Annotated in this window: 14 protein-coding genes and 1 tRNA gene; 8 read left to right on the top strand and 7 right to left on the bottom strand. The window is 42.9% G+C overall.

What is annotated here, in order from left to right:
• From NBH01_RS24755 to NBH01_RS24745, 3 genes are all read right to left on the bottom strand, one after another.
• Positions 1-1,071: sugar porter family MFS transporter (locus NBH01_RS24755; protein WP_250700343.1), on the bottom strand; the 1,071-nt coding region annotated here is incomplete at its 3' end.
• A gap of 5 nt (positions 1,072-1,076) precedes the next feature.
• Positions 1,077-2,177, bottom strand: coding sequence for a DUF4434 domain-containing protein (locus tag NBH01_RS24750; RefSeq protein ID WP_016267840.1), 1,101 nt, complete (start codon positions 2,175-2,177; stop codon positions 1,077-1,079).
• A gap of 38 nt (positions 2,178-2,215) precedes the next feature.
• Positions 2,216-4,096: an FAD-dependent oxidoreductase gene (locus NBH01_RS24745; RefSeq protein WP_250700344.1), complete on the bottom strand. Its 1,881-nt coding sequence runs from the start codon at positions 4,094-4,096 to the stop codon at positions 2,216-2,218.
• A 342-nt stretch (positions 4,097-4,438) separates the two neighbouring features.
• Here NBH01_RS24745 and NBH01_RS24740 point away from each other — a divergent pair, with 342 nt between their 5' ends.
• The 8 genes from NBH01_RS24740 (at position 4,439) to xpt (ending at position 12,185) form a co-directional block, all read left to right on the top strand.
• On the top strand, positions 4,439-5,647 hold the full coding sequence (locus NBH01_RS24740) for an ROK family transcriptional regulator (RefSeq protein WP_008760710.1): 1,209 nt from the start codon (positions 4,439-4,441) through the stop codon (positions 5,645-5,647).
• A 129-nt stretch (positions 5,648-5,776) separates the two neighbouring features.
• Positions 5,777-5,849: transfer RNA gene (locus tag NBH01_RS24735), tRNA-Thr, on the top strand.
• Positions 5,850-5,915: 66 nt separating this feature from the next.
• A complete protein-coding gene (locus tag NBH01_RS24730; RefSeq protein ID WP_016267842.1) occupies positions 5,916-6,794 on the top strand; it encodes a DNA/RNA non-specific endonuclease in 879 nt (292 codons plus the stop codon).
• 104 nt (positions 6,795-6,898) lie between these two features.
• Positions 6,899-7,936 carry an endolytic transglycosylase MltG gene (gene mltG / locus NBH01_RS24725; protein WP_008760708.1) on the top strand — a complete coding sequence of 346 codons (1,038 nt, stop codon included), beginning with the start codon at positions 6,899-6,901 and terminating at the stop codon, positions 7,934-7,936.
• 80 nt (positions 7,937-8,016) lie between these two features.
• Positions 8,017-9,609, top strand: coding sequence for a thiamine pyrophosphate-dependent enzyme (locus NBH01_RS24720; protein WP_008760707.1), 1,593 nt, complete (start codon positions 8,017-8,019; stop codon positions 9,607-9,609).
• A 3-nt stretch (positions 9,610-9,612) separates the two neighbouring features.
• On the top strand, positions 9,613-10,197 hold the full coding sequence (locus tag NBH01_RS24715; RefSeq protein WP_008760706.1) for an indolepyruvate oxidoreductase subunit beta: 585 nt from the start codon (positions 9,613-9,615) through the stop codon (positions 10,195-10,197).
• Between the two features lie 11 nt (positions 10,198-10,208).
• The gene (locus tag NBH01_RS24710; RefSeq protein WP_008760705.1) at positions 10,209-11,516 is read left to right on the top strand and encodes a phenylacetate--CoA ligase; all 1,308 of its coding nucleotides are present in this window, start codon (positions 10,209-10,211) and stop codon (positions 11,514-11,516) included.
• Positions 11,517-11,612: 96 nt separating this feature from the next.
• Positions 11,613-12,185: a xanthine phosphoribosyltransferase gene (xpt, locus tag NBH01_RS24705; RefSeq protein WP_008760704.1), complete on the top strand. Its 573-nt coding sequence runs from the start codon at positions 11,613-11,615 to the stop codon at positions 12,183-12,185.
• Here the strand turns inward: xpt and NBH01_RS24700 are convergent.
• The 4 genes from NBH01_RS24700 to infC form a co-directional block, all read right to left on the bottom strand.
• Positions 12,179-12,949 (bottom strand): EFR1 family ferrodoxin, encoded by a 771-nt coding sequence (locus NBH01_RS24700; RefSeq protein WP_072067436.1) that lies wholly within the window; start codon positions 12,947-12,949, stop codon positions 12,179-12,181. The genes xpt and NBH01_RS24700 overlap by 7 nt on opposite strands.
• A gap of 358 nt (positions 12,950-13,307) precedes the next feature.
• Complete coding sequence (rplT, locus tag NBH01_RS24695; protein ID WP_004297540.1) at positions 13,308-13,658, bottom strand: 50S ribosomal protein L20; 351 nt, start codon at positions 13,656-13,658, stop codon at positions 13,308-13,310.
• Positions 13,659-13,757: 99 nt separating this feature from the next.
• Positions 13,758-13,955 carry a 50S ribosomal protein L35 gene (gene rpmI / locus NBH01_RS24690; RefSeq protein WP_004297539.1) on the bottom strand — a complete coding sequence of 66 codons (198 nt, stop codon included), beginning with the start codon at positions 13,953-13,955 and terminating at the stop codon, positions 13,758-13,760.
• A 73-nt stretch (positions 13,956-14,028) separates the two neighbouring features.
• A complete protein-coding gene (gene infC, locus NBH01_RS24685; protein WP_062695168.1) occupies positions 14,029-14,634 on the bottom strand; it encodes a translation initiation factor IF-3 in 606 nt (201 codons plus the stop codon).
• Positions 14,635-14,648: the final 14 nt, after the last annotated feature.

Raw genomic sequence — 14,648 nt, 5'->3', positions numbered from 1 at the left:
TCCCCAGGAATCACCGAAGAGGAAGTAAATGCCGATCAGCAGGAGGGAGACAACCATCCCCGAAACTCCGTAATAGACCAGTTGCTTGCGGCCGACCCTGTCGATGATCACAAGAGCAAGAACAGTGGTCAGAGTGTTGACTAGTCCTACGAGAACTTGGTAAAACAAAGAATCTCCTCCTGAAAGTCCTGCGTTTTCGAAAATGGAAGGGCCATAATAAAGTACAGCATTCACACCCATGAACTGTCCCAAAATAGCAATGCATACACCAATGATAACCGCTTTAAAAATTCCGGGTTTCATTAACATAGCCCATTCAGATTTTGTTTCAGACGTCAATACAGATTTCGTTTCTTTTAATTGACTTGCAGCCTCTGAAACTGAATTATATATCCTTTCTAATATATTGACAGCTTTTTCTTCTTTACCTCTTACGATCAGCCAACGAGGACTCTCCGGAATAAAGAAGATAATGATGAAGAATAACACAGCCGGCAATGTTTCCATTCCCAACATTCCTCGCCAGACTTCAGTAACAAATATCTTATTCAACCAGTCCATACTTAACTGATTACCACTTTCAGCATAAGCCAGCAATTGATAGTTAATCAAATAAGCTCCTAAAAATCCAACTGTCACAGCCAATTGATATAAAGATACCAAACGCCCTCTATATTGTGCCACAGCCACTTCAGATATATACAAAGGGGAAACAATCGACACAACACCAATACCAACTCCACCAATAATACGATAGACTACCAATTGGGTGAAGTCTGCGGAGATCGCACAACCTAAAGCCGATGTAGAAAACAGAGTCGCTGAAATAATCATCGTCATTTTTCGTCCCAGCTTATCACTCAGGATACCGGCAAAAAGAACACCGACGATAGAACCTATTAAAGCACATCCCACATACCACCCCTGTTGCAACGTATCCAGTTGAAAAAGTTGAGTAACCTGAGCGATTGTTCCGGATATAACAGCAGTATCATATCCGAACAAAAATCCTCCCAAAGCTGCTACAACAGAAAGGAAAATAAGATAGCCAAAGTTAATTGTAGACTTCATATCACTCATTTAATTTCAAAATATTCTCTGTATCTATCATATAAATGTCCGGCCTGCAAGTAGGCAGATTGAGGACTCATAAAATGAGAAAATTCGAAAGTAATAGCCTTATCATACCCTGCACGTTTGGCAGCTTCCAGCTTCATCCGGAGCTTATCAAATTTAATGGGTAGAAAACGGATAGGCATATCACGGTCAAAAGACTCGGCGTTGGTCCAGCATTGCATACCATACTTATCTGCTAATTTTTTATTTACAGTAAAGAACGCATCCAACTCATCATAATCGATATGTCCATCCTGAAAAGCACAAGCATCTACCACTTCATGAATTCCATCAAAAATTTCATTCCATTCTTTTTCGTGTTGTTGTACAGAAACCGCATCTTCTCTTGTCAGTTTCCCTGTTCCCATAATAGCCTTTTTGCCATCAATCCACGGAGAGATAAAAGTCGGGAGTCCGTTCGATACATCTTTACATTGCTTTCCCATAGCGCGGAAAGCATCAATAGCCCCTTTCGTGGCGCGGCTAATCTCGCCGCTGATGTACCAGCCTCCAAAACTTTTATACTTCTCTCCGTACATCTTCCAAACCTCATCAATCACATACTTGTTATCCTCAATCTCCCAACTTAAATCACCTGTATCCCAATACCGTCCTGAATCATACAAACCAAAATAAAATTTCATGTTATACTTCTCCGCCAGACGCAAATACATATCTACCAAATCAACCGACGGCATATAACATCCTTTTTTCAGCAAATAGGGTGAAGGGTAAGTCATAAACTTACGATAACCGGAACGAATCATAATCACTGTATCGATACCGATTCTTTTCATATGCTGAAAATCCAAATCCCATTCTTTCTCACCCCAGTTCTGATGAGGAATATCATGAGATATTTCATCCAAAAAAGTTCCTGTAATTTTTAAGCCATTATTTTTGGGAACAATCAATTTGCTTTCCAAATCGCCAGCCTTGATCTTCGGGGAGAGTTCCCCTCTCCCCTCTCCGTCAGCTGCAAATAATGAAGGGGCAACCAAAGCGGAAGCTCCGGCCAAAGCTGCCTTCTTTAAGAAATCTCTACGATTATTAGTTTCCATAGTTTTAATTTTTTGTTTTTACTTAGATATATGTTAACCTATTGAATATACTTACCAGTGATATCGATCTGTTTTTTATTGAAAGGATCCAATACTTGATCAATCATTACAGCCATCTCCCCTCTCAAAATATTCCGTTTCAAATCCGGTTCTTGCATTCCGTATGCTTTCCAAAGCGCTTGCGGATCAACAGTAGTATGTAGTTTTTCCGTTTCTACTATCTTCTGAACAAGTTGAACTGCCTCCTCAATACTTAATTTATCCGCTCCTGTTTTTTTGAATTCATCTTTGGCAGCCGGATACACTTCAAACAGGCCATCCAGTTCTGACGCCAACAATACCGTATCCGCTCTCAACCAAGTCTGATTGGACCAGTCCACATTCTTACCGACGCTTTTAAGAATCCCCGTAGAGCCAATCCGCTGATAAGGAGCAAACTTCACATCCGAGACAGGGACATCCAGATAAGGAAGCAAATATCCTTTAGCATCCAGAATAGCATTCTGAACATCACGAACAGAAACATCACTTATCTTCTGATTATTCTTCACAGCAAGTGTAGCCAAAGCTCCCGCTGCCTGACCGATCTGCAGTACAACCGGTTGCAAACGAGTCGTTCCATTCATAATATTCGATACGGAAATAGATTTCTCTGCAACAATCAGCCCGTCTACCTCCTGAGGAATCAATGTACCTAACGGCAACCCATACGAAGGGATCGGATGAAAATACAGATTAGGCAACTCTTCATAACCATGATAGCGGGTATGGTGATGATCTACCGGATAATCACCCACAGCAATACAAGTACGGTACAGCTTTTCATCCTGTGTATATGGATTGAGTGCATGATTCAAGTTAAAGCGGACTAATCCGTGAATTCTTCTGGACTCTCTATGATAAGGGATAAAGGGCAACTTATCCTCTGTCGGATATTCATCATCCGCCAATCCAAGTGTATTATACCCCAGTTCATGTTGCAGGAAGTAAACAAAACACATCGTATAATGTTTCGCATATTCCAATGCTTTCACGCGTTCTTCCGGAGTCATTTCAATCAGATTAATATAATAATCATTACCTTCTATCGGCCAATTAATCATATATTTATGATTCGGCAACCGCCCGTAGGTAATCATCATATCTTTAGACCAGACGCGATCCGGCTCTTTAGGAGTTATGCATACCGGACTGGCACAGGCACAGGCAAATTCTTTAGGATCGTATCCTTCAGGTTCCGGAATAGTCACATCCTTACCATAATCTTTTAATATGGCAACATAAGTAATATCCTGCACAATATTATTCTTCTTTTCCGGAGCAATATCCTCGTGCGTGTCATCTCTGCTTTCCATACCAATATCGTACTTCACTCCACAAATTTTTGCCACATCACCCAGTTCGGTGGCATCAATCATGACCTTCGCCCGAACCGTTTTCACACCTTGTCCTTCCACCTTCACTTTAGCGACCCACTCATCTCCCGTCCTTTTTACTTCTTCAAGGCAAGCCTGTTTCCAGACTTTCAGATTATTTTCCGCCGCTACCATTTCGTGAAGAATCTTATTTCCAACTGACGGTTCAAACAATACGTTACTTACCCAACCCGTCTTCAAAGAATCCAGCCCGCCATAATAATCAGACAATCTCTTCTTAAATTCTCCCCAAAGTCCGGCAGGCAATCTGTAATTTCCATCCACAGCACTCACACCGGCAGAAGTCAGCATCCCACCCAACCAGGTGCTTTCTTCGAGAATCAGTGTATTGGCTCCCATACGAGCAGACTGGATGCCGGATGTTACACCACTGGCACCTCCACCTATAATAAGTACATCTACCTTATCTTCCTCTGAGTGCATACAAGAAGAGTATGATACTACCAGAAACAGCCCACAGAGTATTTGGAATAAGTTTTTCATCATAATACGATTTGGTTACGGTACATCTTAATTAATATCACGGTACAAATATAGCTATATTTATTAAACAAACAATAGATAATAAAATATTTTATTAATAAAGTTGATTTTTGCTTATTTATTCATTAATAAGACTATAAATATGAAGCTATTCAGATACCAGTACCCTTATTACCTTATTATATAAGAAGATTTCAAATAACTATCAATGAGAGAATTCACTTTCTATAAGGAATCAGCACAGCATCATCTCAGATTCAATTCTAATTTTTTCGTCAAGAACCTTATTAGTTAATAAAAAAATTAATTATCTTTGTAGATATTACAAAATATAAGAGACGTATGAACCAACAATTCTTGAAAGAAATAGAAATGGGCTCTAAAAATGCCCTCGTTAAAAAGAGGATCATTACACATTATATATATAATGGTAGTTCCACTATTCCCGATCTTTCAAAAGAACTAGATCTAAGCGTGCCCACAGTCACCAAGTTTATCGGTGAAATGTGTGAGGACGGATATATCAATGATTACGGAAAACTGGAAACCAGCGGTGGACGCCACCCGAATCTCTATGGATTGAATCCGGAATCCGGTTATTTTATAGGTGTAGACATCAAAAGATTTGCAGTCAATATCGGACTGATCAATTTTAAAGGTGATATGGTAGAGTTAAAAATGAATATCCCCTATAAATTTGAGAATTCGATAGAAGGGATGAACGAGTTGTGCAAACTCATTCTCAACTTCATCAAAAAACTTCCTATCAATAAGGAGAAGATTTTAAATATCAATGTAAATGTATCGGGACGGGTAAATCCGGAATCCGGATATAGTTTCAGCCAGTTCAATTTTGAGGAACGCCCGTTGGCGGATGTCCTGTCGGAAAAGCTGGGTCATAAAGTAACCATTGACAACGACACCCGTGCCATGACTTACGGAGAATATATGCAAGGGTGTGTAAAAGGAGAAAAAGATATTATTTTCGTCAACGTCAGCTGGGGAGTCGGCATCGGAATTATTATCGACGGCAAAGTCTACACAGGAAAATCCGGTTTCTCGGGAGAGTTCGGTCACGTCAATGCATACGACAATGAAATCATCTGCCATTGCGGCAAAAAAGGGTGTCTGGAAACAGAAGCATCCGGCTCTGCCCTTCATCGCATTCTTTTGGAGCGTATTAAAAGCGGAGAAAGCTCTATTCTTTCCACCCGAATATCCGGTGAAGAAGACCCCATCACGCTTGACGAAATCATCACAGCCGTCAACAAGGAAGATCTGCTTTGTATTGAAATTGTTGAAGAAATAGGGCAAAAGCTGGGAAAACAAATTGCAGGATTAATCAATATCTTCAATCCGGAACTGGTCATTATAGGCGGAACTTTATCTTTAACGGGAGATTATATCACCCAACCCATCAAAACAGCGGTACGTAAGTATTCACTCAATCTGGTCAACAAAGACTCTGCCATCATTACATCCAAATTGAAGGATAAAGCAGGTATTGTAGGCGCGTGTATGCTGGCACGCAGCAGAATGTTCGAAAGTTAAACTACCGTTACTTTATGCAAAGAGTTATGGTAAAGGAAGATTTTAAATTAAAGCTCAAAAAATATTCAGAATCCTTTTGTTTTCTCAAATAAAGCTGTAATTTTGCACGCCGTAAACGAGAAACAAACCGCCGCTATAGCTCAGTTGGTAGAGCAACGCATTCGTAACGCGTAGGTCGCCAGTTCAAGTCTGGCTAGCGGCTCTTGACAATAAAGCGCTAACTACAGAATAGTTAGCGCTTTTCTTATTAACCCCCAAAGCAAATCGCATGAAACGAGGTAAGAGCAGGAGATTATTTAAGAAAAAGAAGTCACATTCCAATCAAAGATTAGGGTGTATCATCGCTATCATCGTACTTATTCCCATTTGTTACGGGCTTTATCTGTATTATCAGCAATACAGTGTCCAGCACAGTAGCAAACCGCAGATAGAGACTTCCGTTTCCCTCCCCACTCCATCCGGCAAAGATTTAGAGATTCCCATTTCATTGATTCCCCGTCAGGAGCAGATCATTCGTCATAAAGGTTATACGGTTTCCTACAATAAAGATCTGAAGATTCCGAATTGGGTTTCTTACGAGCTGACCCGTCAAGAAACTAAAGGAAAAGAAAAGAGAGGTGACAACTTCATCGCCGATCCTTTAGTAAAAGGCGCCATTGCGACCAATGCGGATTATGCACGTTCAGGATATGACAAAGGACATATGGCACCAGCCGCCGACATGAAATGGAGTCCGGATGTCATGAAAGAATCCTTCTATTTCAGCAATATGTGTCCGCAGCATCCTCAACTGAACAGAAGAGGCTGGAAAAATCTGGAAGAAAAAATAAGAGACTGGGCGGTAGCCGATAGTGCCATCATCATCATATGCGGTCCTATCATCGACAAGCCGTCCAAGACCATCGGAAAAAATAAGGTGGCAGTGCCCGAACGATTCTTCAAAGTAATCCTCTCTCCTTTTGTCAAACCGGCTCGTGGCATCGGGTTCTTATTCAACAACAGACAGGCGGTAGAGCCCCTTTCCACCTATGCGGTATCAATTGACAGCATCGAGAAACTTACCCATATGGACTTCTTCTCTCCCCTGCCCGATGAAATAGAAAATGCAGTAGAAGCCAATGCCGATTATTACCAGTGGCCACGCTAATAGTTGACAAAATCAGCCGAATTTCAACTATTCACCGTTGAAAGGAATCGCTCCTATCCAAAATCTTCCTATCTTTGACGCAATTTTTAAAGTTACGTCACAAGATGAAAAAGAAAACAAGAAATATCTTATTATCCGTTCTGACCGGAGCTCTCCTTCTTTGCGCCATTGCCGGAGGAACAGTCTATTATTATCTCTTTGCTCCTCAGTTTCATCCCTCCAAAACCGTCTATGTATATGTAGACCGGGATGACACGGCAGATTCAATCTACAATAAGATCAGACAAACCGGTCATGTCAACAAATTCACCGGATTTCAATGGATGGCAAAATATAGAAAATTCGACCAGAATATACATACCGGACGTTATGCCATCCGCCCCAACGAAAACGTATACCATGTATTCAGCCGCTTCTTCAGAGGTTATCAGGAACCGATGAATCTCACTATCGGAAGCGTACGGACACTAGACCGGCTGGCGCGAAGCATCGGCAAGCAACTGATGATCGACTCCGCCGAAATAGCCCGCCAACTATTCGATTCCGCTTTTCAGGCCGAAATGGGGTATACGCCGGTCACCATGCCCTGTCTTTTCATCCCCGAGACCTATCAGGTATATTGGGATATGAGTGTCGACGACTTCTTCAAACGTATGCAGACAGAACACAAACGATTCTGGAATGACGAACGTCTTGCCCAGGCAACCGCTATCGGCATGACACCGGAAGAAGTCTGCACCCTCGCCTCCATTGTTGAAGAAGAAACCAACAACAACGAAGAAAAGCCGATGGTAGCCGGACTATACATCAACCGCCTGCACACAGGTATGCCCCTGCAGGCAGACCCTACCATCAAGTTCGCTTTACAGGATTTCGGGCTGCGACGCATCACCAATGAGCATCTGAAAGTCAACTCGCCCTACAACACTTATATCAACAGCGGTTTACCTCCGGGACCTATCCGCATCCCCTCTAAAAAGGGCTTGGACAGTGTATTAAACTACACGAAACACAATTACATTTACATGTGTGCGAAAGAAGATTTTTCAGGTACTCACAATTTCGCATCCAATTATGCCGACCACATGGCAAATGCAAGAAAATATTGGAAAGCACTTAATGAAAGAAAGATTTTCAAGTAATTTTGTGATAAAACGAGCCAAAAAGGCTATCTTTGCCCGATATAATAACAAACTGTGATCAACACTAATAAAGGAAATATATGAGCAAGCAACTCTTACTTGGCGATGAAGCCATTGCACAAGCTGCACTGGATGCCGGACTTTCAGGTGTATATGCCTACCCCGGTACTCCTTCAACTGAGATTACTGAATATATCCAAATGGCGCCTATAACCACTGAGCAGAACATACATAATCGTTGGTGTGCCAACGAAAAAACTGCCATGGAAGCCGCACTGGGTATGTCATTTGTAGGCAAACGCGCCTTAGTGTGCATGAAGCATGTAGGCATGAATGTGGCTGCAGACTGTTTCGTCAATTCTGCCATCACGGGTGTGAAGGGAGGACTGATTGTGATAGCGGCAGACGACCCCAGCATGCACTCTTCACAGAATGAACAGGACAGCCGCTTCTACGGAGACTTCTCCCTGATACCGATGTACGAGCCCAGCAACCAACAGGAAGCATACGACATGGTATACAACGGATTCGAATTCTCTGAGAAAACAGGCGAACCGATCTTAATGCGTATGGTCACCCGCCTCGCACACTCCCGTTCCGGAGTAGAGCGCAAAGAGCAGAAGCCACAGAACAGCATTTCATTCAGTGAAGATCCCCGTCAGTTTATCCTGTTGCCGGGAAATGCCCGCAAACGCTATAAAGTATTGCTTGCCCGCCAGGACGAATTCATCAAAGCTTCCGAGGAATCTCCTTACAACAAATACATAGACGGCCCTAACAAAAAACTGGGAATCGTCGCTTGCGGTATCGGCTACAATTATCTGATGGAAAACTATCCGGAAGGTTGTGAATACCCGGTACTTAAGATCGGCCAGTATCCATTGCCTAAAAAGCAATTGCTGCAATTGGTTGAATCCTGCGACGAGATTCTGGTACTGGAAGACGGACAGCCATTCGTTGAAAAACATCTGAAAGGCTATCTGGGCATTGGTATCAAAGTAAAAGGACGTCTGGACGGCACACTGTCACAAGACGGAGAATTAAATCCGGACTCTGTAGCACGCGCGGTCGGCAAAGAAAACAAATCGGAATTCGGCGTCCCTTCTGTAGTCGAAATGCGTCCTCCCGCACTGTGTGAAGGATGCGGACACCGTGATATGTACGTCACACTGACAGAAGTACTCAAAGAAGAATATCCTTCCCATAAAGTATTCAGCGACATCGGTTGCTATACGCTGGGAGCCAACGCTCCGTTCAACGCCATCAATTCATGCGTAGACATGGGAGCTTCCATCACAATGGCGAAAGGTGCGGCCGACGGAGGCCTTCATCCGTCCGTAGCTGTAATCGGTGACTCTACATTTACTCACTCCGGAATGACAGGTTTGCTGGATTGCGTCAACGAAAATGCCAATGTCGTTATTGTCATTTCAGACAATGAGACAACAGCAATGACCGGTGGTCAGGACTCTGCGGGCACAGGACGTATTGAATCCATCTGTATCGGTTTAGGAGTCGACCCTGCCCATATCCGTGTCGTTGTTCCATTGAAGAAGAACCACGAGGAAATGAGACAGATCATACGCGAAGAAATCGAATACAATGGCGTATCCGTTATCATCCCGCGCAGAGAGTGTATTCAAACATTAGCACGCAAAAAAAGAAGTAAGTAAGCCATGAAAAAAGACATTATATTATCAGGAGTAGGTGGACAGGGTATTTTGTCCATCGCTACAGTTATTGGTAAAGCTGCTTTGAAAGAAGGACTTTACATGAAGCAAGCAGAAGTACACGGAATGAGCCAGCGTGGCGGAGACGTTCAGTCCAACCTCCGCATCAGCGACAAACCGATTGCTTCGGATCTGATACCATCCGGCAAATGCGACCTTATCATTTCGCTCGAACCGATGGAAGGTCTGCGCTATCTCCCCTATCTCAGTCCGGAAGGATGGCTGGTAACCAACGAAACTCCGTTTGTCAACATCCCCAATTATCCGGAAGAAGACAAAGTAATGGCTGAAATCAACAAATTGCCGCATAAGATCGTACTGAACGTGGATAAAGTAGCCAAAGAAGTAGGTTCTGCACGAGTTGCCAATATCGTTTTGCTGGGCGCAACCATTCCATTCCTCGGCATCGATTACGAGAAAGTACAAGACAGTATCCGCGAAATCTTCCTGCGCAAAGGAGAAGCTATTGTCGAAATGAATCTTAAAGCACTGGCTGCCGGCAAGGAAATTGCGGAAAAGCTAATGCAATAACTATCACAATCATGAGTACACAATACTGGGAAGAAGAAATTGAAATCATGAGTCGCGAGAAGTTGCAGGAACTGCAACTTCAGCGACTCAAAAAAACGATTAACATAGCCGCAAACTCACCTTATTACAAAGAGGTTTTCAGCAAAAACGGCATCACCGGAGATAGTATCCAATCACTGGACGACATCCGCAAAATTCCTTTCACCACTAAATCGGACATGCGTGCCAACTATCCCTTCGGGCTAGTGGCCGGCGACATGAAAAGAGACGGTGTACGTATCCACTCTTCCAGTGGAACTACAGGAAACCCTACAGTCATCGTACATTCACAACATGACCTCGACTCATGGGCAAATCTGGTAGCCCGTTGCCTTTACATGGTGGGGATCCGCAAGACAGATGTCTTCCAGAACAGCTCCGGATATGGAATGTTTACAGGTGGATTAGGTTTCCAATATGGTGCAGAACGCCTTGGCTGCCTTACCGTACCTGCCGCAGCCGGAAACAGTAAACGGCAAATTAAATTCATCAGTGACTTTAAGACTACCGCCTTACACGCCATCCCAAGCTACGCTATCCGTCTTGCCGAAGTATTTCAGGAAGAAGGTATCGACCCGAGAGAAACAACCCTGAAAACCTTGGTGATCGGCGCCGAACCGCATACTGACGAACAGCGCCGTAAAATAGAACGGATGCTCAATGTGAAAGCATATAATAGTTTCGGTATGACGGAAATGAACGGCCCCGGTGTTGCCTTCGAATGCCAGGAGCAGAACGGAATGCACTTCTGGGAAGATTGCTATCTGGTAGAAATCATCGATCCTGAAACAGGAGAACCCGTTCCCGAAGGAGAAATCGGTGAATTGGTACTCACTACACTTGATCGTGAAATGATGCCGCTTATCCGCTACCGCACCCGCGACCTTACCCGTATACTACCCGGAAAATGTCCGTGCGGCCGCACCCATCTCCGCATCGACCGGATCAAGGGACGCAGCGACGATATGTTTATCATCAAGGGAGTCAACATCTTCCCCATGCAAGTCGAAAAGATTCTGGTTCAGTTCCCCGAATTAGGCAGCAATTATCTGATTACGCTGGAGACAGTCAACAATCAGGATGAGATGATCGTCGAAGTGGAATTAAGTGATCTTTCTACAGACAACTATATCGAACTGGAAAAGATCCGCAGAGATATTATCCGTCAATTAAAAGATGAAATACTGGTTACCCCGAAAGTAAAACTGGTAAAGAAAGGGTCTCTCCCGCAGAGCGAGGGAAAAGCCGTCAGAGTGAAGGACTTAAGAGACAACAAATAAATATTCAAATGCCCGATGTGCTAATATGCCAACCCAATACTGTATGATATCAGTAACAAATGGCATATTAGCACATTATTTAATTATCAGATTATAATGCAATTACTAAAAAAAAGAATTCTGCAGGACGGAAAATGCTACGAAGGAGGCATCCTTAAAGTAGATGGTTTTATCAATCACCAGATGGATCCTGTCCTGATGAAATCCATCGGAGTAGAATTTGTCCGCCGCTTTGCAGCCACAAACGTAAACAAGATCATGACTATAGAAGCAAGCGGTATCGCTCCTGCCATCATGACGGGCTATCTCATGGACTTACCGGTTGTATTCGCCAAAAAGAAATCACCCAAAACCATTCAGAACGCACTAAGCACTACCGTACACTCGTTCACCAAAGACCGTGATTATGAAGTAGTGATCAGTGCCGATTTTCTGACCCCAAATGACAATGTTCTTTTTGTTGATGATTTCCTTGCCTACGGAAATGCCGCATTAGGCATTCTCGACCTCATAGAGCAATCCGGAGCAAAATTGGTAGGCATGGGGTTCATTATCGAAAAAGCCTTCCAAAATGGACGTAAAATACTGGAAGAGAAAGGTGTCAGAGTAGAAAGCCTTGCCATAATCGAAGACTTATCCAACTGCTGTATTAAAATAAAAGATCAATAAGCTGAGTCGGGGTTAAAATAATGCCCCTTGCCTTTTGTCTTTTTACCATATTGCACCGCATGCTGAGGGCACACATGATAACATGCCAGGCAGGCGGTGCAATTCTTTCCCCAAACCGGTCTTCTTTCCTTCATCGTTATATTCCCTACCGGACAACTTTTTTCACAGCGCTTGCACCCGATGCACTCACTCGTTGCATGGAAAGGTTTGGGAGACATCTGATAACGAACAAATAACGGATTGATGATCCTCGTCTTGATAAAAGGCAAACTCCCCTCCTTGCATGCAAAGACAGTTTCTCTCCCGGTTATCAGTCTACTGACTTTTTCAAGAGCCGGAACCGCTTCTGCCAGTTTTTTCTTTTCCAGTTCCTTGCTATCCACATCAAATCCGGGGAACAACACATAGTTATTGGGCATAATTACAGAAAAGCCCGCATTACATCTCCATCCCCTCGCAGCCAATGCCTTTTCCATCATCTGCCGGGTCAGCCCCGTATCGTCTCCACACGAACACACAAAGAACAGATATTGCTGCTGATACCCCTTCAGAACCAACTTCCGAATAAACTCCTGTACAATCACGGGAGGCGCCCACGAATAGACCGGAAAGACAAAACCGATCTTCTCATCCTCCCGCAAAGAGAACTCCCATGTGTCATTCTTCCATGCGTCCGGGATAAAAAACAAATCTTCCTGTTGTTCTTTAGAAAGCTGATTAGCAATCCATTTAGAGTTACCTGTACCTGAGAAATAAAATATCATAGAAGAGTATATAAAAAAGCCGCATCGACGATGTGATGAAACTCTGATAGAACAAGATTTGAGCGCTCGCCCTCTTTGTAATCCACCGGCTTAAAGCTGTCCCGAAGGATGTGGCCCGCCATTGAAGAACGAAGCTTTCTCGGTGCATCAGATTAATTTGAAGAGTTTCCCGATCCAGTCGATACGGCTAATATTTTTCTATCACAAATGTAATAAGATTCTCTGAGAATAGCAAGAAAAAGAAAGAATTTGTTCGTCCACTAACATTTTTTTTCATCCTTTCTCTCCGCCTAACAAAAGAAAAGTGCCAGTTATCGGATCGATAACTGACACTTTGTAAATCCTAAACTATTGAAACTTAAGCAGCTTTTGCTTTAGCAACTACAGCTTTGAAAGCTTCCGGATGATTCATAGCTAAATCAGCCAAAACCTTACGATTTATTTCAATACCGGCTTTGTGCAAACCGCCCATCAATTTAGAATAAGACATTCCTTCAAGACGTGCAGCAGCGTTGATACGTTGTATCCAAAGAGCGCGGAAGTTTCTTTTCTTATTTCTACGGTCACGGAACGCGTAAGTCAAACCCTTTTCCCAGGTGTTTTTGGCTACGGTCCATACATTTTTTCTTGCACCAAAGTAACCTCTGGTTAATTTCAAAATTTTCTTTCTTCTTGCTTTTGAAGCAACATGATTTACTGATCTTGGCATAGTTTTACTTTTTTTGAATGTTAGCGCCGTTACTTCACGCAACGAACTTCAGGCTAAAGCATTCGGTTAATACTTTAATAATACTTTGTACGCTTTTGATTACTTCATTGCTAAGAGTTCCTTAACCTGGCTTACATTTGTTGTATCAACAGTTGTAGAGTAGCACAGATTTCTTTTTCTCTTTTTCGATTTCTTAGTCAAAATGTGACTGTGAAAAGCGTGCTTTCTTTTGATTTTACCTGTTCCGGTAAGGGTAAACCTTTTTTTAGAACCGGAGTTAGTCTTCATCTTTGGCATCTTACTTGTTTTTAAAATTATTAAATATATAATGGTGACGCACTATACCTGCGCGCCACGCATTCATTCTTTTTTATTCTTCCTCGCCCGCTTCCGGCTTTTCAGCCTTCTGTCCCTGAGTTACCGGTTTGGAAGCCGCCGGTTTTTTAGGCATTTCCTTTTTCTTCGGAGAAAGCTGGATTGTCATACGCTTACCTTCAAGTACCGGCATCTGATCCACCTTTGCAAAATCTTCAAGATCGTTGGCAAAACGAAGCAATAACACTTCACCTTGTTCCTTGAAAAGGATGGAACGCCCCTTAAAGAATACATATGCCTTCACTTTATCCCCGTCTTCCAGGAATCCTCTGGCATGTTTCAGCTTAAAGTTGTAATCATGATCGTCAGTCTGCGGTCCGAAACGAATTTCCTTTACGTTCACTTTTACCTGCTTCGCTTTCTGCTCCTTCTGGCGTTTCTTTAATTGATAAAGAAATTTAGAGTAATCAATAATACGACAAACAGGAGGTTGAGCATTGGGGGAAATTTCAACTAGATCCAGCTCTTTCTCTTCAGCCATTTTCAAGGCCTGAAAGATAGGATATACTTTCGGTTCAATCTCGTCGCCCACGATGCGGACTTCTTTGGCACGAATCTGTTCATTGATTCTATATTGCCCTTTTAAAGTGTCATTCTTCATTAAAAACGTTTACT

The organism is Bacteroides sp. B1-V-101, assembly GCF_023656585.1.
GTDB classification, from domain to species: domain Bacteria; phylum Bacteroidota; class Bacteroidia; order Bacteroidales; family Bacteroidaceae; genus Bacteroides; species Bacteroides thetaiotaomicron.
The sequence above is the reverse complement of the archived record's forward strand: the minus strand, read 5'-3'. Positions and strand labels throughout refer to the sequence as shown.

Bases quoted from the DNA above. Each gene is read 5' to 3' on its own strand.
- NBH01_RS24750 (WP_016267840.1), bottom strand. From the start codon at position 2,177: ATGGAAACTAATAATCGTAGAGATTTCTTAAAGAAGGCAGCTTTGGCC.
- NBH01_RS24745 (WP_250700344.1), bottom strand. From the start codon at position 4,096: ATGAAAAACTTATTCCAAATACTCTGTGGGCTGTTTCTGGTAGTATCA.
- NBH01_RS24740 (WP_008760710.1), top strand. From the start codon at position 4,439: ATGAACCAACAATTCTTGAAAGAAATAGAAATGGGCTCTAAAAATGCC.
- NBH01_RS24730 (WP_016267842.1), top strand. From the start codon at position 5,916: ATGAAACGAGGTAAGAGCAGGAGATTATTTAAGAAAAAGAAGTCACAT.
- mltG (WP_008760708.1), top strand. From the start codon at position 6,899: ATGAAAAAGAAAACAAGAAATATCTTATTATCCGTTCTGACCGGAGCT.
- NBH01_RS24720 (WP_008760707.1), top strand. From the start codon at position 8,017: ATGAGCAAGCAACTCTTACTTGGCGATGAAGCCATTGCACAAGCTGCA.
- NBH01_RS24715 (WP_008760706.1), top strand. From the start codon at position 9,613: ATGAAAAAAGACATTATATTATCAGGAGTAGGTGGACAGGGTATTTTG.
- NBH01_RS24710 (WP_008760705.1), top strand. From the start codon at position 10,209: ATGAGTACACAATACTGGGAAGAAGAAATTGAAATCATGAGTCGCGAG.
- xpt (WP_008760704.1), top strand. From the start codon at position 11,613: ATGCAATTACTAAAAAAAAGAATTCTGCAGGACGGAAAATGCTACGAA.
- NBH01_RS24700 (WP_072067436.1), bottom strand. From the start codon at position 12,949: ATGATATTTTATTTCTCAGGTACAGGTAACTCTAAATGGATTGCTAAT.
- rplT (WP_004297540.1), bottom strand. From the start codon at position 13,658: ATGCCAAGATCAGTAAATCATGTTGCTTCAAAAGCAAGAAGAAAGAAA.
- rpmI (WP_004297539.1), bottom strand. From the start codon at position 13,955: ATGCCAAAGATGAAGACTAACTCCGGTTCTAAAAAAAGGTTTACCCTT.
- infC (WP_062695168.1), bottom strand. From the start codon at position 14,634: ATGAAGAATGACACTTTAAAAGGGCAATATAGAATCAATGAACAGATT.